The organism is Pseudonocardia sp. NPDC049154 (genome assembly GCF_040648315.1).
Taxonomy (GTDB): domain Bacteria; phylum Actinomycetota; class Actinomycetes; order Mycobacteriales; family Pseudonocardiaceae; genus Pseudonocardia.
Genome location: NZ_JBEZDN010000002.1, coordinates 139,191 through 154,616, shown reverse-complemented (window position 1 = coordinate 154,616; position 15,426 = coordinate 139,191). Strand labels below are relative to the sequence as shown.

Genomic DNA, 15,426 nt, shown 5'->3' with positions numbered 1-15,426 from the left:
ACGTCCCCTCTCCCCTCCCCATGACGAAGGACGTTGCGTGAGCATGCGAAGTCGAAGCGGCGGCCGGATACCGGCGTTGATCGCGGCGCTGGTCTCGGCCCTTCTCCTCGCCTCCGGCTGCGCCGGCTCCGGCGGGCAGGACACCGCGGCCGGTGACGGTCCGGAGAAGCTCGAGATCTCCTACCAGGGCTGGGCCAACCAGGTCACCTTCCCGGAGCTGGCCGCAGACCTCGGCTACCTGGGCGACATCAAGCTGAACTGGGTGGGCAACACCATCTCGGGCCCGCAGGACATCCAGTCCGCCGCGACCGGGCAGGTCGACTTCGGCGGTGCGTTCGCCGGCGCCGTCGCCAAGCTGATCACCTCGGGCGCCCCGGTCACCGCGGTGGTCAACTACTACGGCTCCGACGACAAGACGTTCGGCGGGTACTACGTGCCCGCCGACAGCCCGATCCGCACGGCGCGGGACCTGATCGGCAAGAAGATCGGCGTCAACACGCTCGGCGGGCAGGCCGAGGCCGTGATCAACGCCTACCTGAAGCAGGGCGGGCTGACCCCCGACGAGATCGCGCAGGTCCAGCTCGTGGTGCTACCGCCGCTCAACACGGAGGAGTCCCTGCGCCGCGGCCAGCTCGACGTCGGCGCGCTGAGCGGTGTGCTCCAGGACCACGCACTGGAGGTCGGCGGGCTGCGGCCGCTGTTCACCGACTCGGGCCTCTTCGGGTCGTTCAGCGGCGGTCAGTACGTCCTGCGCAACGACTTCATCGAGGAGAACCCGCGGACGACCGAGATCCTGGTGAGCGGCATCGCCCGGGCGATCGAGTGGGCCCGCACCACGCCGCGCGAAGAGGTGATCGCCCGGTTCACCGCGATCATCGACAAGCGCGGCCGCAACGAGAGCACCGCGAACCTGAAGTACTGGAAGAGCACGGGCATCCCGTCGACCGTCATCGCCGACACCGACTTCACGCGGTGGTCGGACTGGCTGCAGTACACCGGGGTGCCCGACGTGGACGTCCCGAAGCTCTACACGAACGAGTTCAACCCGTACCGGCCCGGCGGCCCCGCCGCAGCGGGATCCCCGGAGGTGGCGGCGCGATGACCACACCCAAGATCAGCCTGCGCGAGGTGACGAAGACCTTCCCCGGCCGCGGTGGGGACGCCCCGTTCACCGCGCTCGACGGCGTCACCCTCGACGTGGCCCCCGGGGAGTTCCTCGCGCTCGTCGGGCCCAGCGGATGCGGCAAGTCCAGCCTGCTCGACCTGGTCGCGGGGCTGAGCACGGTATCCGGCGGCGAGGTCCTGCTCGACGGCCGCCCGGTCACCGGGCCCGGGCTGGACCGCGGCGTCGTGTTCCAGCAGTACGCCCTGTTCCCGTGGCGCACCGCGCTGGCGAACGTGGAGTTCACCCTCGAGGCCGCGGGCCTGGGCCGCCGCGAGCGGACCCGGGTCGCCAGGGAGGCCCTCGCCCTCGTGGGGCTGACCGGGTTCGAGCAGCGCTACCCGCACGAGCTCTCCGGCGGGATGAAGCAGCGCGTCGCGATCGCCCGCAGCCTCGCCTACGAGCCCGAGGTGCTGCTGATGGACGAGCCGTACGCCGCGCTCGACGCGCAGACCCGCGAGTCGCTGCAGGACGAGCTGCTGCGCATCTGGCGCCGGACCGGCACCACGATCGTGTTCATCACCCACGGCATCGACGAGGCGGTCTACCTCGGCCAGCGCGTGGCCGTCATGACGTCGCGGCCCGGCCGGATCAAGGACGTCGTCCGGATCGACCTCGAGCGGCCCGAGGACCCGGACTCGGACCTGCGCTCCGAGCCGGGGTTCACGCGGTACCGCCGGCAGATCTGGGAGCTCCTGCACTCCGAGGTCCGCCGGGCCGGCGAGCTGGAGGAGGCGGGAGCCCGATGACCACCGAGACGACCGAGATCACCGAAACCACCGAGATCACCGGGGCCGCTCGGCCTCCCGTCGCCGCGGCCACCCCACCCGCTCCCGGCGGGGTGCCGGCCGCCCGGCGCCCGGCTCCCGGCCGGCGGACCCGCCGTCCCGCGACGCTGCTGTCCAGGGCCTCCCGGCGCAGCGTCGCCGTCGTGGCCTTCCTCGCCCTGTGGGAGGTCGTCCCGCTGGTCGGCCTCGTCGACCCGACGTGGCTGCCCCCCTTCTCGCGGGTCCTGCAGAGCTGGGTGGAGCTCGCCGCGAGCGGGCAGCTCACCGAGCACGTCGTGGTGAGCCTGCAGCGCTCGCTCACCGGCTTCCTCCTCGCGATCGCGGTGGCGGTCCCGCTCGGCCTGCTGATCGCCTGGTACCGCCCCGTCGCCGACGTCCTCGACCCGCTCCTCGAGATCTTCCGCAACACCGCGGCGCTCGCGCTGCTGCCGGTGTTCACGCTGATCCTGGGGATCGGCGAGACGTCGAAGATCGCCCTGATCCTCTTCGCCTGCGTGTGGCCGATCCTGCTCAACACGATCGGCGGTGTCCGCGGGGTGGATCCGCTGCTGATCAAGTCGGCCCGGTCGGTCGGCCTGCCCAGCGTGCGGCTGTTCCAGAAGGTGATCCTGCCCGCCGCCCTGCCGACGATCTTCACCGGCGTCCGGCTGGCCGGCGCGGTGTCGATCCTGATGCTGATCGCCGCCGAGATGGTGGGCGCCAAGTCCGGCCTCGGCTATCTGATCAACAACACCCAGTTCAACTTCCAGATCCCCGAGATGTACGCCGGCATCGTGACCGTCTCGGTGATCGGCGTGGCCTTCAACTACGGACTCGTGCGGGTCGAGCGCCGGCTGTCCCGCTGGAGGAACGGATGAGCCCCGAGCGACAGCTCCACCGGCAGTTGCACCTCAACGCCTTCATCCACCCGGCCGGACACCACGAGGCGGCCTGGCGCCACCCGTCGTCGCAGCCCGAACGCATCCTCGACGCCGACTACTTCCACCAGATCGCCCGCACGGCCGAGGCGGCGGCGTTCGACGCGGTGTTCTTCGCCGACATCCCCGCCCTGGGGCCGAACGTGGCGCACAACGCCGTCAGCGGCCTGGAACCGATCACCCTGCTGGCCTCCATCGCGGCGGCGACGAGCCGGATCGGGCTGATCGCCACGGCGTCGACCACCTATTACGAGCCGTACAACCTCGCCAGGCTGTTCGCCTCCGTCGACCAGCTGAGCAAGGGTCGCGCCGGCTGGAACATCGTCACCACCGCCGCGGACCTCGCCGCGGCCAACTACGGCCTCGACGCCCATCCCGACCCGGCGGACCGCTACGCCCGGGCGACCGAGTTCCTCGACGTCGTGACCAAGCTGTGGGACAGCTGGGAACCGGACGCGATCCTGCTCGACCGGGCCGGCGGCCGCTACACCGACCCGGACCGGATCCACCGGGCCGACCACGTCGGCCCGCGGTTCCGGGTGCAGGGCCCGCTCAACGTCCCGCGCTCCCCGCAGGGTCGCCCGGTGCTGGTCCAGGCCGGGGCCTCCAACGAGGGCCGCGCGTTCGCCGGGCGGTTCGCGGAGGCGATCTTCACCGCGCACCAGCGGCTCTCCGACGGCCAGGCCTTCTACGCCGACATCAAGGACACGGCCCGCCGGTTCGGCCGGGCCCCGGACGAGGTGGTGATCCTGCCCGGGATCAGCCCGTTCATCGGGGACACCGAGGAGGCGGCGCACGCCCTGGAGCGCGAGTTCAACGAGCTCACCGTGCCCGAGTACGGGCTGCGCCAGCTCGAGCAGCTCACCGGCGTCCGGCTGACCGAGAGCGCCCTCGACGGGCCGGTCCCCCCGGAGCTGTTCCACGACGCCGGCGACGTCACCGACAACGGCCGCAGCCGCCTGCAGGTGGTCGCCGGGATCGTGAAGCGAGAACGGCCGACGGTGCGGCGGCTGCTGCACCGGCTGGCGGGGGCCCGCGGGCACCGGGTCTTCACCGGCACCGCGGAGCAGGTGGCGGACACGATCGAGGAGTGGTTCCGCGGTCGGGCTGGGCCTGCCGCGCAGCAGGTTCGCCGAGGAGCCGGGCGTGTCGCTCGCGGCGGGGGCGTGAACGACGGCCGGCCGCGCCCTCGGGGCGCCTCGGCGGCGGGCGCCGCCGTGCTCGGCCGCGCCAGCCCCGTCTTCGTCACCCGCCCGACCACCTCCACCGCAGGAGGAGCTCCGTGACCATCCGACCGACCGACGCCGACGTGCTCGTGATCGGCGGCGGCCCCGCCGGCACGTGGGCCGCGCTGAAGGCCGCGCAGGCCGGGGCCACGTCACCCTGGCGGACAAGGGGTACTGCGGCACCAGCGGCGCGACCGCGGCCGCCGGCACCGGGATCTGGTACGTCCCGCCGGAACCGGAGGCGCGGGCGCGGGCGAAGGCGAGCCGGGAGGCGCTGGGCGGGCACCTCGCCGACCACGGCTGGATGGACCGCGTCCTCGACCGCACCTGGGAACTGGTCGGGGAGCTCGCGACGGCCGGGCGCTACCCCTTCCCCGTCGACGCCGACGGCCGGCAGATCCGGACCGGGGTGCAGGGACCGGAGTACATGCGGCGCATGCGGACCCGCGTGCTGCGGGCCGGCGTCCGGATCCTCGACCACAGCCCGGTCACGGAGCTGCTCGTCGACCGGTCCGGCGTGGTGTCCGGCGCCGCCGGGGTGCGGCTCCGGGACGGCGAGGACGCCGGCTACCGGGTCCGGGCCCGCGCGGTCGTCCTCGCCGCGGGCGGCTGCGCGTTCCGCTCGGGCACCCTGGGCTGCCACCCGAACACCGGCGACGGGGCCCTGCTCGCCGCGGAGGCCGGGGCGCAGCTCTCCGGGATGGAGTTCTCCAACGCCTACGCCCTCGCTCCGCTCGGCACCTCGCTCACCAAGACCGCGTACTACTCCTACGCCAGCTTCTACCGGTCCGACGGCAGCGTCCTCGAGGGTGCGGGGAGCACGAAGGGCCGGTCGGTCATCGCCCGGGCGCTGCTCGACGAGCCCGTCCACTGCGTCCTCGACCGCGCAGACGCGCAGGTGCGCGCCGCGATGCGGCTCGGGCAGCCCAACTTCTTCCTCCCCTTCGACCGCCTCGGGATCGACCCCTTCGTCGACCCGTTCCCGATCACCCTCCTCCTGGAGGGCACCGTCCGCGGCACCGGCGGCGTGCACGTGCGCGACGGCGACTGCGGCACCGGGGTCCCCGGCCTGTTCGTCGCCGGCGATACCGCGACCCGGGAGCTGATCTGCGGCGGGTTCACCGGGGGCGGCAGCCACAACGCCGCCTGGGCGATGTCGTCCGGCAGCTGGGCCGGTGCGGGCGCGGCCCGCTTCGCCGCGGGGCGCCCGGGCTCCCCCTGGGGCCTGCGCCCCGCAGGTGGGGTCGGGCTGCGGCCCGAGCGCGGCGGCACCGGTCCCGACCAGGCCGAGGTCGTCCTACGGTGCAGGACGAGGTGCTGCCGTACGACAAGAACCTGCTCCGGACCGGGCACGGGATGCGGGCGGCGCTCGACGCCGTCGACGACGTCTGGCGAGCCGTCCGGGAGGGACTGCGCCCGGCCGACCCCTCCGCGACCGCCGTGCTGCGGGCGCGCGAGGCCGCCGCGATGACCGCGCACGCGCGCTGGATGTACACCGCGGCCCTCGCCCGGACCGAGTCGCGCGGCATGCACAAGCGGGCCGACTTCCCCGATGCCGACCCCGCCCAGCACCACCGGCTGCGGGTGTGGGGGTTGGACACCGTCTCGGTGGAGCCGGAGCCGCTCGGCGCGGCGGCGGGTCCGGAACCCCTGGCGGTGGGCGCGTGATCGAGCTGGTCTCGGCGGAGCGCTGCATCGCGTGCGGCCGGTGGGTGGAGGTCTGCCCCACGCGCGTGTTCGACACCGGACCGGACGTGTGCCGAGGATCGCGCGGCAGGCCGACTGCCAGACCTGCTGCCTGTGCGAGGCCTACTGCCCGGTCGACGCGTTGTTCGTCGCCGCCGGCACGACGCCCGGCGGCCGCCCGGCCGAGGCGGACCTCGTCGCCGACGGGCTGCTCGGCGGTTACCGGGCCGCGCTCGGCTGGGGCCGGGGCGCCCTCGAGTTCGCCACCGATCTCCGACGACGACTGGTCCGGGCCGGCCGGCTCGAGGACGACCTGCGGATCTTCCCGGCCACGCGGATCATCCTCGGCGACAGCGAGGGCGAGGCGCGGGACAAGGCGCGCTGGTTCCGGGACAAGACCTGGAGCGACCGCCGAGTGCGGTCGGTCGTCGAGGCGATCTGGGGGCACGACCTGTCCGACCACCCGGTCGACGAGCCCCTCCCGGCCCACGACCCGGTCGTCGCGACGCAGACGATCACCCACGGCGTCGTCAACACCAGCGACCGGCCGCTGCGCACCGCGGCGGCGTGGCGGGAGCTGGCCGCGCAGCGCGGGTTCACGATGCGGGAGCTGGTGCTGCACCTCAACGACACCGTGGAGTTCGTGGGCACCCCGTCGGCGGTGGCCGACGAGCTGGCCCGGTACGTCCGCGCCGGGGCGATCGACGGGCTGAACCTGCAGGCGAACTCGGTGCCCGGCGGCTTCGACGAGGTCGTCGACCGGCTGGTCCCCGCCCTGCAGGACCGCGGCGTCTACCGCACGGAGTACGAGGGCACGACGCTGCGGGAGAACCTGGGGTTGCGGCCCGCGGTCGCGCGCCGGCACCGCGCGGTCCCCGCATGACCGCGGCCCCCTCGGCCGCACGTCCCCCCACGGTTCTGGCGGTCTGCCTCGCCACCGGGTTCACCACGCTGATCGACCAGGCGATCCTCACCGTCGCCGTCCCCGCGCTGCGGGCCGACCTGGGCGCGACCGGCAGCGAGATCCAGTGGGTCCTGGCGATCTACTCGCTGACCTTCGGCCTGGCGCTGATCCCCGCGGGCCGGCTCGGCGACGCCTACCGGGCGCGGCCGCCTGCTCGTCGGCGGGCTTGCCCTGTTCAGCGCGGCCAGCCTGGTCGGCGCGCTCGCGACCGCGCCCTGGGTCCTGATCCTGGCCAGGCTGCTGCAGGGGATCGGCGCGGGCACGGCCAACCCCCACCCTCGGCGGGAGATCGTCGCGTCAGCATCCGGCGCGCCGCTCGGTCTGGGGGACGACGGGCGGCGGCTCGTGCGGCAGCGGCGGGCCCACGGCCCTGCGGGCGCCCGACCGCCGGGGCCGCCTCGAACTGCAGGTACCGCGAGAAGATCCCCTCGGCGTGCCGGGCGGCGAAGTCGCGGCCCTCCGCGGACTCCCCGCCTGGAACAGGACCGGCTGGCCCTGCGGGCTGGGCGGGAGCTGCGGCCACGCCCGGCGTGCGCCGCGGACCACCGGGCTCAGCGCACCGGGCACGGACCACGCGTCGGAGCCGGGCACCGCGCCCTCCGGCCAGGCGGCCCACAGCGCCTCGACCGTCCCGAGATGCTCCTCGGCGTTGCGGTAGCGGTCGCTGTGCCCGACCTCGCCGCCGCGCCGGAAGTTCTCGCCGGTCCAGTCGTTGTCGGTGGTCACGACGTTCCAGCCGGCCCGTCCCCCGCTCAGCACGTCCACGGTCGCGAGCCGGCGGGCGAGGTCCACGGGATCGGTGAACGTCGTGTTGAGGGTCGCGACCAGGCCGATCCGCTCGGTCACGGCGGCGAGGTGCGCGAAGAGCACCAGCTGGTCGGGGCGACCGGTCACCGAATGGTCGGTGATCCGCCCCAGGTGCTCGCGCAGTCGCTGGCTGTCGCCGAGGAACAGGGTGCTGAACAGACCGCGCTCGGCGGTCTGCGCGAGCCGGCGCCAGGCGGCGAAGTCGTAGTACACGTCGTTGCGCTCGGCCTCGGACCAGACGTAGGCCGGGCCGAAGCCGAAGAAGCCGGCGAGGTGGAGACGGGCGTCCGGGCGGGCGTGGTGCGGAGCGGCCATGGAGCTCCTCTCAGGAGGCGTAGCGGCCGGCGGGACGCGGCAGGTCCAGCAGGTCGCGCAGGGTGCGTCCGGGTGCGGGGCGGCGGAGGTCGAGGGCCGGGAGGACCCCGGCGGCGAGGACGGGGAGGTCGCGGTCGAGCACCGCGGGAAGCAGCCGGACGGCGTCGACGTGCGGGGTGATCCGACGCAGCAGCGCGACGAGGTCCGCGGCCGGGCCGACGTGCCGCAACCGGGCGCCCGGCCGCCACCGCGTGCGCGCGTCCAGGGTGGCGACGAGGCCGGCGTCGAACGCGACCTCGACCTCGGCGAGCACCCGGGGCGCCCGGGCACGTGACGCGGCGGCGACCACGGCGTCCGCGGTCGGCGCGGCGACCGTCTCGACGTCGACCAGGTCCGGTGGGAGCGTCCCCACCGGGGCGAGCACGACGACCTGGCCCTGTGGGGGCCTGGGGACCAGCGCCGGGCCCCGGATGCCGAAGGTGCGCTCCCGGAAGTCGACGTGGTGCACCCGGTCGGCGTCGAGGAAGCGGCCGGTGGCCTCGTCGGCCACGATCGCGTCGTCCTGCCAGGAGTCTCAGAGCCGCCGGGCGGCGTCGACGACGTCGGCCGCCTCCGCGGCGAGCACCGACGGATCGGCCTGGTGCCGCACGCCGTGCGCCGCGGCGCGGGCGGCGGTCGCCTCCGTGCCCAGCAGCCAGCCGGCCCGGCCCCGCGAGCCGTGGTCGAGGCTGGAGAGCTGGTTCGAGACGTGGAACGGCTCCGCGTGGACCACGTGCCGTGCCGATCTACCAGACGACGTCCTTCCGGACGTCACGCCCGCCTCGCCCGCACGTCCGACCAGTACTTCTCGGCCACCCGCGGGTGCGAACGGAGCCAGCCCACCACGGCGTTCTCCCCGAACTGCGCGTGCAGGGGGTTGTCCGGGTCCTCGCTCACCCCGCGGACCTGCGCGGCCAGCTCGGCGGGCAGCTCCAGCGGCTCGACGACGGCGTCCAGCCGCGGGCCGAGGAAGAACGGCACCGAGAACCGGTCCACCCCCACCGGTGGGCTGACCACCCGGTGCCGGGTCGCTGTCAGGTAGCCCTGCGTCGCGATCTCCAGCATCTCGCCGATGTTGACCACGAACGTGCCGGGGATCGGGGTGGCGTCGATCCACCGCCCGTCCGGACCTTCGACCTGCAGCCCGCCCACCTCGTCCTGCTGCAGGAGGGCGAGGTAGCCGTAGTCCTTGTGCACGCCGACGCCCTGGTCGGAGTCCGGGTCCGGGCGCCCCACGGCAGCGCCGTGGGCCACTGGTTCGGCCCGATCAGCCGCACCCAGTCCGGGTCCCCCGGCCGCTGCTCCACCGGCGCTCGGGCCCGACGTCGATCTGCTCGCGCCAGTCCGCGGTGCCGCTGGTGTGCTCGGTACCGGTGCGGGTGTAGCCGCGGAACTAGGGCGAGTGGACGTTCTCGATCTCCAGCCGCTGCTCCACGGGCAGCGCGAAAAAACGCCGGGCCAACGTGTCGATGCCGCCCGTCACCTCGGCGGGGACACCGTGCCCGGTCACGTAGGAGAAGCCGACCTCGCGGGCGGCGGCGCGCAGTTCGGCCCGGAGCGGGCGCGCTCCTCCGGTTCGGCGCGGAAGCGGGAGAGGTCGACCACGGGCAGCGTGTCGACGGCGGGTCCGGTCATCCGGTCCCTCGGCTGGTCCGGGCCGCCGACGGCCGCCACCGGTCGGGGCGGCGGCCGTCGGAGGCGACTACGTCGGTCCTGCGGGTCCTGGTGCGCCGTCAGCCCGGCGTGCGCGACGGGGCGGTGCGCGCCACCGCGAGCCGGTGGGCCGCCTCGGCCGCGATCAGTTCCCCGTCGGCGGTGGCGTCGCCGGTGGCGCGCCGGCGGTGCTGCTCGACCAGCGCCTCGAGCGACGCGAGCAGTCGGTCGCCGAGGTCGGGACGACGGTCGAGGGCCGCCGGCTCGGTCGGATCGGTGGGATCGGGAGGAACGGGTACGGACATGGCTGTGCTCCGGGAGGACGCAGGATCGGGGACGACGGGGCGTCCGCGGCCGGCGGTCGCCGGCGGGCGGGCGCGGTGGTCGTCACCGACAAAGGGCGGCCTCGGTGCGGCAGAAGTCGACGTGCCGGCGCCGGGACCAGATCTCCTGGCTCCTCGTGCGCACGGCTCCCCCATCCCTCCCGGCGGAAGCACCGGCACCGTTCGGTGCGGTTGCTGCGGCGTCGTCGAGCCGGGTCTCTCGGCCGCTCAGGATGGACAACCTGCACTCAACCCGTCACCCGTTCCGATTGTCAAGCGCGTGAACGTGCAGGTGCCACGGCCACCACACCCCCACTGAACAGGCGAAACGTCCGGACATCCCGCTCCGCCGTCCACCTGGCGGCACCGCGGGGCGGTGTCCTCCGACCATGATCGGCGGCCGGGAGGAACTCGATCGACACCCCGCCACCGGGCGGCGACGCTGTTCGGTGTGCCGACGAGCGATGTGTGGGACGTTGCGACTGCGGAGCGCTACGACGAGGTCAACGCCGACAGGTTCGCCCCGGAGGTGCTCCACCCCGCCGTCGCGTTCCTGGCCCGCCTCGCCGGGCCCGGACCCGCCCTGGAGTTCGCCGTCGGGACCGGGCGCGTCGCGATCCCGCTCGCCGCCCGCGGCGTGCCCGTCACCGGCATCGAGCTCTCGGAACCGATGCTGACCCGGCTGCGCGGCAAGGTGGACGCCGAGACGCTGCCGGTCGTCGTCGGGGACATGGCCACGACCACCGTCCCGGGGTGGTTCTCGCTCGTCTACCTGGTCTGGAACAGCATCGCCAACCTGTGCACGCAGGACGAGCAGGTGACCTGCTTCCGCAACGCCGCCCGGCACCTCGGCCCGGGCGGGCGGTTCGTCGTCGAACTGTGGGTGCCCCCGCTGCGCCGACTGCCACCGGGCCAGCTGGCGGTCCCCTTCGACGTCGGCGACGGGCATGTCGGCGTCGACACCTACGACCTCGTCGGTCAGCACACCGTCTCGCACCACTACCGGCGCGACGCCGACGGGACGGTGACCTACCGCGCCGGGAACTTCCGCTACATCTGGCCGTCGGAGTGCGACCTCATGGCCCGCCTGGCCGGGCTCGACCTGGAGGAACGGTTCGCGGACTGGGACCGCACCCCCTTCACCTCCGACAGCGAGGGCCACGTGTCGGTCTGGCGCAAGCCGCCCGGCCGAACGATTCCGACGTGACCGGCACGACCCCCGCGACCAGCGTCGTGACGCATCGCAGGCTCCGCGTCGCCGGCAGCGCTCCCCGTCTCAGGCCGACCGCAGCAGCCGCCGGGCCAGGGTGTCGAGCAGGTAACCCAGCACACCGATGACCAGGATGACGGCCATGACCTTGTCGTACGCGAGCTGGTCGCGGGAGTTGAGGATCTCGTAGCCGAGCCCGGAGGTGACGCCGAGCATCTCCGCGGGCACCAGGACGACCCAGGCGAGGCCGAGGGCGAGCCGCAGCCCGGTGAGCAGGTGCGGGCGCACGGTCGGCAGCACGACGGTGGTGAGCACCTCACCGCGGGTCGCGCCGAGCGAGCGCACGGCGAGGACGTGGCCCGGGTCGACCGACCGCACGCCGGCGACGGTGTTGAGCACCACCGGCCACACCGCGGCCGCCGCGACCAGGAACACGACGGGCCGGTGCCCGATCCCGAACACCCCGATCGCGACCGGGGCCCAGGACAAGGGCGAGATCATCCGGAGGAACTGGAAGACCGGGCGGGTGGCCTCGTCGACCCTGGTGGACGACCCCACCGCGAGCCCGACGGCGACGCCGAGGACCGCGGCGACGAGCAGGCCTCCGAGCAGCCGGCGCAGGCTGGTGAGCACGTCGTCGAGCAGGACACCGCTCGTGGCCAGGTCGACCAGGGCGGGCAGTGACCGTTGCGGCGCGAACGCCGCGAGCAGGTTCGGCGGGGCGACGAGCACGGTGGTGACGAACCACCACAGCACGACCGCGACCACGACCCCGGCGAGCGGGACCGCGAACCGCGGGGGCGTGCGCTGCTCGGGGGCCGGACGGGTCGAGAGCAAGGTCATACCGGAGACACCTCTTCGGTCCGGGTGAGCGAGGGCGGCAGGCCGAACGCGGGGGGCCCGCCGAGGGCGTCGATGCTGCGGCGCACGAAGCGCTCGTCGGTCAGCTCGGCGTGCGCCGTGGCCGCGTCGATCCGGTCGAGAAAGCCGCGGTCGCCGTCGACGACGGTCTCGCGCATGGCCCCGACCAGCGCCTCGGTGTAGGAGGGGAAGGGGTACGGGGCGAACCCGATCCGCTCCCCCGCCCAGTCCGGGTGCCGCAGCGTCGCGGCGTGGTCGGCCTGCGGGTAGGTCAGCGCGCGGGTGATCGCGGGCAGCGGCTGGGGCAGGTAGCGGTCGGCGGACAGCAGGCCGGCGGTGTCCTTGCGGTGCGCGCCGATCCACTGCTGGGCGGAAGTCACGCCGTCCGTCACGGCCTGCACTGCCTCCGGCGCCTCGTCGATCAGGTCCTGGCGGACCATGACGACGCAGCACGCGTGGTCGCGCCAGGCGTCGCCGACGAACCGGGCGATCCGCCCGACCTTGCGGATCTCCGCGGCGGCGTTGAACGGGTCCGCCACGATGTAGCCGGAGACCGCGCCGGTGCTCAGCGCGGGAAGCATGTCGGCGGGGCTCATCACCACGAGCTGCACCGTCCCGGCCTCGGCCGACGGGTCCTCGCGCACCACCGCCCGCAGGCCCGCCCCCCGCAGGATCCGTTGGAGCATCACGTTGTGGATCGACCACCAGAACGGGATCGCGACCCGGCGCCCGGCCAGGTCGCCGATCTCGCCGATCCCGGGGCCGACGGTCAGAGCGGAACCGTTGGTGTGGTTCCACGCGACCATCCGCACCCGCGCACCGAGCGCCCAGCGCAGCTGGACGGCGAAAGGCATCAGCAGGTGGACGACGTCGACCTCGTCGGCCACGAAGGCCTGCGCCAGCGACTCCCAGCTGCGGAACAGCACGGGCCGCATCGCCTGCACACCGGTGAACCGCTGCTGGGCGTGCGCCACGAGCAGCGGGGACGCGTCGGTGATGGGCAGGTAACCGACCCGCAGCGCGCCGCCGGCCGCGACCGGTGCGCTGGCCCGGCCCGTCGGACGGCTGCCGGTCACCAGGTCCACGACGCCGGGCAGACCGCCGCCGACGACCGCGGCCGCGCCGAGACCGGTCGCGCCGCGCAGCAGGGTTCTCCGGTCGATCACGGGGCGCCTGCGAGCTGGGAGCGGTACCCGGCGACCAGCTCGGCCCGCAGCGGGTGGGCCGCGTCGTGCTCCCCGGGTTCCGGGTTGGCCCACCGCGCGCCCACACCGCCCGCCCCGTCCAGGGCGACGATCGTGGTGCCCAGGTAGAGGGCCTCGTCGACGTCGTGGGTGACCAGTACCAGGGTCAGGCGGAGCCGGTCCGCGGTGTCGCGCAACCACGTCTGCAGGTCGCGGCGGGTGGCGGGGTCCAGTGCGGAGAAGGGTTCGTCGAGCAGCAGGACGTCCGCGTCCACGGCCATCGCACGAGCGATCGCGACCCGCTGCGCCTGCCCGCCGGACAGCTGGGCCGGCCGGGACCGGGCCAGGTCGGCGAGCCCGAACAGCTCGGTGAGCTCGGTCGCGCGGGCGTCGCCGTAGCGGCCGCGGTTGGCCTTGAAACGACCGCCGAGCCGGATGTTGGCCTCGACGTCGAGCCAGGGCAGCAGCAGCGGCTGCTGGAACACCGTGGCACACGTCGCGCCGTGCTCCACAGTGCCCGCATCGAGAGGTTCGAGGTCGGCCAGCACCCGCAGCAGGGTCGACTTCCCACTTCCGCTCGGGCCGAGGACGGCCAGCCGGTCGCCCAGGCTGACCTCGAGATCGAGGCCGTCGAGTACCGGTCGCCCGCCGTAGTCCTTCACGCCCCCGGTCAGGCGCAGCGCGAGAGTTCCCACCGCAGGTGTCCTTCCGTCGGGGACTGGATCGGCAGGAACGCGCCCTCGCGCAGCCTGCGGGCGACCGGACTGCCGACCAGGTAGCCCGCACCGCCCCGGGCGGCGGCCTCGACGCGTGTGGCGTCGGTGGCGGTGCGGGCGGCGTCCAGCCGCAGTCGCAGCAGATCGGCAGGGGCGAGGGCGTGCGGCGCGGCTGCGGCCGCGTGGAGCCGCTCGTGGAGCGCGACGGCCCTTCCCACGGCCGCCGCGGCGTCGGGCGCGAGCTCGGCGTTCGCGCCGGTCGCCGCGCGCTCGGCCTCCTGCGCGGAACGCCGCGCCAGGCCGGAGCAGAATGCGGCCTGGATCAGCAGGAACGCCGGGCGCACCGGGCCGACGAAACCGGCGAGATCGCGCGCGAGGATCTCGTGCGGCTCCACCCGGACCTCGTCGAGCGTCACCGAGGAGGACGCGGTCCCGTTGAGCGCCAACAGCTCCGGCCGGACCGCCACCTGCACGCCGGCGCGGTCGGTGTCGATCCGCACCACGGCACGGCCGCTCTCCCCGACCCGCACCGGCAGTACCACCGCAGCCCCGGGGAAGAGGTTCGACGCCCACCGGATCGGCCCGTCGAGCCGCAGCCCCTCCCCGTCCGGGGTGGCCCGGACCGGCACCGGTTCGAGACCCGCCAGGTCCCGCAGCGCCGGCGCCATGGCGGTGGCGCCGACGCGCTCGCCGGTACGGAGCCCGACGAGGACGTCCGCGTGCTCGCCGGCCCCACGGGACAGGTACTCGACCACGATCCGCTGGGCCCACAACGAGAACGCCGAGCTCAGGCACTCCCCCGCCACGGCCTCCACCAGCGTGACCGCCTGCGGCAGGCCGGAACCGTCCGGTGCGATCAGGTCGGCGGCACCCAGCCACGCGAGCCCCGCGCGGACGTCCTCGCCGCCGTCGTCGACGCCGGAGGCACGGTCGGCGAACCAGGCCCGGACCTCGTCGAGAGGCGACGCAGGGGTCTGTGGCACCACAGCGGTCACCGCGGGTCCAAGGTGTGCAGCCGGTCGATCGGGGTGTCCACGGCGGCGCGGCTGCGGCGGACCGTGTCCTCGGAGTCCGCGTCGTAGAAGCACAGACACTTCGCCATGTCCTCGCGGACGTAGGTGCGCAGGAAACTGACCTCCGGCACGTCGGCGTAGCGCGGCGCCTTCTCCTTCTTCCGCGCCAGGTAAGTGTCCATGTCCAGCTCCGCCGGCAGGTCCCACTCGACGAGGTAGCCTGCCGCCGGACGCGCGGCCTTGAGCTGGGCGAGATCGGCGCCGACCAACCGCACCTCGTCGGGGCCCGTGACCCTCGCGGCCGACCTCAGGTCCGCGAAGGCCGGCCCCGGGGCCCGCTCGGCCTCGACGACGGCGAACACCACCCCGTGGTTCCCCGTGACCTGGGACTCGATCAGCTCGCCGGCGGCGTCCGCAGCCGCCTTGTCGATCTCCTCGAGCACGGCGCTCGCACCCTCGCGGTCGGTACGGACGGGGATGAACTCGTACAGGTACAGCGGCACGACGGACCTCCGTGCAGGGACGAGCCGCCGACACGGCGACAGGCGGGGCAGCGGGAAAC

Annotated in this window: 20 protein-coding genes, 1 pseudogene and 1 riboswitch; of the genes and pseudogenes, 9 read left to right on the top strand and 12 right to left on the bottom strand. The window is 74.3% G+C overall.

From position 1 onward, the window contains the following. Nucleotides 1–43 precede the first annotated feature (43 nt). From AB0B41_RS02550 to AB0B41_RS02515, 8 genes and pseudogenes are all read left to right on the top strand, one after another. Entirely contained in the window at nt 44–1,102 is a 1,059-nt protein-coding gene (locus tag AB0B41_RS02550; RefSeq protein WP_358198092.1) for an ABC transporter substrate-binding protein, read from the top strand. Next, the gene (locus AB0B41_RS02545; RefSeq protein ID WP_358198090.1) at nt 1,099–1,911 is read left to right on the top strand and encodes an ABC transporter ATP-binding protein; all 813 of its coding nucleotides are present in this window, start codon (nt 1,099–1,101) and stop codon (nt 1,909–1,911) included. The genes AB0B41_RS02550 and AB0B41_RS02545 overlap by 4 nt, the downstream gene beginning before the upstream one ends. After that, the gene (locus AB0B41_RS02540; protein ID WP_358198088.1) at nt 1,908–2,807 is read left to right on the top strand and encodes an ABC transporter permease; all 900 of its coding nucleotides are present in this window, start codon (nt 1,908–1,910) and stop codon (nt 2,805–2,807) included. Before AB0B41_RS02545 ends, AB0B41_RS02540 begins: the two co-directional genes overlap by 4 nt. Further along, a complete protein-coding gene (locus AB0B41_RS02535; RefSeq protein ID WP_358198086.1) occupies nt 2,804–4,153 on the top strand; it encodes an NtaA/DmoA family FMN-dependent monooxygenase in 1,350 nt (449 codons plus the stop codon). The genes AB0B41_RS02540 and AB0B41_RS02535 overlap by 4 nt, the downstream gene beginning before the upstream one ends. 55 nt (nt 4,154–4,208) lie before the next feature. Beyond that, nucleotides 4,209–5,564 (top strand): FAD-binding protein, encoded by a 1,356-nt coding sequence (locus AB0B41_RS02530; protein WP_358198084.1) that lies wholly within the window; start codon nt 4,209–4,211, stop codon nt 5,562–5,564. Beyond that, the gene (locus AB0B41_RS02525; protein WP_358198082.1) at nt 5,450–5,761 is read left to right on the top strand and encodes a hypothetical protein; all 312 of its coding nucleotides are present in this window, start codon (nt 5,450–5,452) and stop codon (nt 5,759–5,761) included. Before AB0B41_RS02530 ends, AB0B41_RS02525 begins: the two co-directional genes overlap by 115 nt. Nucleotides 5,762–5,849: 88 nt before the next feature. Beyond that, a complete protein-coding gene (locus AB0B41_RS02520; RefSeq protein ID WP_358198080.1) occupies nt 5,850–6,662 on the top strand; it encodes a hypothetical protein in 813 nt (270 codons plus the stop codon). Continuing rightward, nucleotides 6,659–6,880, top strand: a pseudogene (locus AB0B41_RS02515) (MFS transporter); the annotation flags it as partial. The gene AB0B41_RS02520 and the pseudogene AB0B41_RS02515, both read left to right, overlap by 4 nt. 160 nt (nt 6,881–7,040) lie before the next feature. On the opposite strand, the gene AB0B41_RS02510 reads toward AB0B41_RS02515, so the two are convergent. From AB0B41_RS02510 to AB0B41_RS02480, 7 genes are all read right to left on the bottom strand, one after another. After that, nucleotides 7,041–7,865 (bottom strand): LLM class flavin-dependent oxidoreductase, encoded by an 825-nt coding sequence (locus AB0B41_RS02510; RefSeq protein ID WP_358198078.1) that lies wholly within the window; start codon nt 7,863–7,865, stop codon nt 7,041–7,043. A 10-nt stretch (nt 7,866–7,875) separates the two neighbouring features. Next, the gene (locus tag AB0B41_RS02505; protein ID WP_358198076.1) at nt 7,876–8,415 is read right to left on the bottom strand and encodes a hypothetical protein; all 540 of its coding nucleotides are present in this window, start codon (nt 8,413–8,415) and stop codon (nt 7,876–7,878) included. Between the two features lie 24 nt (nt 8,416–8,439). Then, a complete protein-coding gene (locus AB0B41_RS02500; protein WP_358198074.1) occupies nt 8,440–8,637 on the bottom strand; it encodes a hypothetical protein in 198 nt (65 codons plus the stop codon). A 38-nt stretch (nt 8,638–8,675) separates the two neighbouring features. Then, a complete protein-coding gene (locus tag AB0B41_RS02495; protein WP_358198072.1) occupies nt 8,676–9,140 on the bottom strand; it encodes a 2OG-Fe(II) oxygenase family protein in 465 nt (154 codons plus the stop codon). 157 nt (nt 9,141–9,297) lie between these two features. After that, complete coding sequence (locus AB0B41_RS02490; protein WP_358198070.1) at nt 9,298–9,414, bottom strand: hypothetical protein; 117 nt, start codon at nt 9,412–9,414, stop codon at nt 9,298–9,300. Further along, nucleotides 9,411–9,539 carry a hypothetical protein gene (locus AB0B41_RS02485; protein ID WP_358198068.1) on the bottom strand — a complete coding sequence of 43 codons (129 nt, stop codon included), beginning with the start codon at nt 9,537–9,539 and terminating at the stop codon, nt 9,411–9,413. The genes AB0B41_RS02490 and AB0B41_RS02485 overlap by 4 nt, the downstream gene beginning before the upstream one ends. 98 nt (nt 9,540–9,637) lie before the next feature. Then, on the bottom strand, nt 9,638–9,862 hold the full coding sequence (locus tag AB0B41_RS02480) for a hypothetical protein (protein WP_358198066.1): 225 nt from the start codon (nt 9,860–9,862) through the stop codon (nt 9,638–9,640). 167 nt (nt 9,863–10,029) lie between these two features. Continuing rightward, a riboswitch (SAM riboswitch) is annotated at nt 10,030–10,120 on the bottom strand. 211 nt (nt 10,121–10,331) lie between these two features. Here AB0B41_RS02480 and AB0B41_RS02475 point away from each other — a divergent pair. Next, nucleotides 10,332–11,087: a class I SAM-dependent methyltransferase gene (locus AB0B41_RS02475; protein ID WP_358198064.1), complete on the top strand. Its 756-nt coding sequence runs from the start codon at nt 10,332–10,334 to the stop codon at nt 11,085–11,087. A gap of 69 nt (nt 11,088–11,156) precedes the next feature. Here the strand turns inward: AB0B41_RS02475 and AB0B41_RS02470 are convergent, their stop codons facing one another. The 5 genes from AB0B41_RS02470 to AB0B41_RS02450 are packed head-to-tail and all read right to left on the bottom strand — an operon-like array spanning nt 11,157 to nt 15,367. Then, entirely contained in the window at nt 11,157–11,933 is a 777-nt protein-coding gene (locus AB0B41_RS02470) for an ABC transporter permease (RefSeq protein ID WP_358198062.1), read from the bottom strand. After that, nucleotides 11,930–13,117 carry an ABC transporter substrate-binding protein gene (locus AB0B41_RS02465; RefSeq protein WP_358198061.1) on the bottom strand — a complete coding sequence of 396 codons (1,188 nt, stop codon included), beginning with the start codon at nt 13,115–13,117 and terminating at the stop codon, nt 11,930–11,932. Before AB0B41_RS02465 ends, AB0B41_RS02470 begins: the two co-directional genes overlap by 4 nt. Further along, nucleotides 13,114–13,830 carry an ABC transporter ATP-binding protein gene (locus tag AB0B41_RS02460; protein ID WP_358198059.1) on the bottom strand — a complete coding sequence of 239 codons (717 nt, stop codon included), beginning with the start codon at nt 13,828–13,830 and terminating at the stop codon, nt 13,114–13,116. Before AB0B41_RS02460 ends, AB0B41_RS02465 begins: the two co-directional genes overlap by 4 nt. Then, nucleotides 13,806–14,846, bottom strand: coding sequence for an acyl-CoA dehydrogenase family protein (locus AB0B41_RS02455; protein WP_358198057.1), 1,041 nt, complete (start codon nt 14,844–14,846; stop codon nt 13,806–13,808). Before AB0B41_RS02455 ends, AB0B41_RS02460 begins: the two co-directional genes overlap by 25 nt. Then, complete coding sequence (locus tag AB0B41_RS02450; protein ID WP_358198055.1) at nt 14,843–15,367, bottom strand: DUF4242 domain-containing protein; 525 nt, start codon at nt 15,365–15,367, stop codon at nt 14,843–14,845. Before AB0B41_RS02450 ends, AB0B41_RS02455 begins: the two co-directional genes overlap by 4 nt. Nucleotides 15,368–15,426 lie beyond the last annotated feature (59 nt).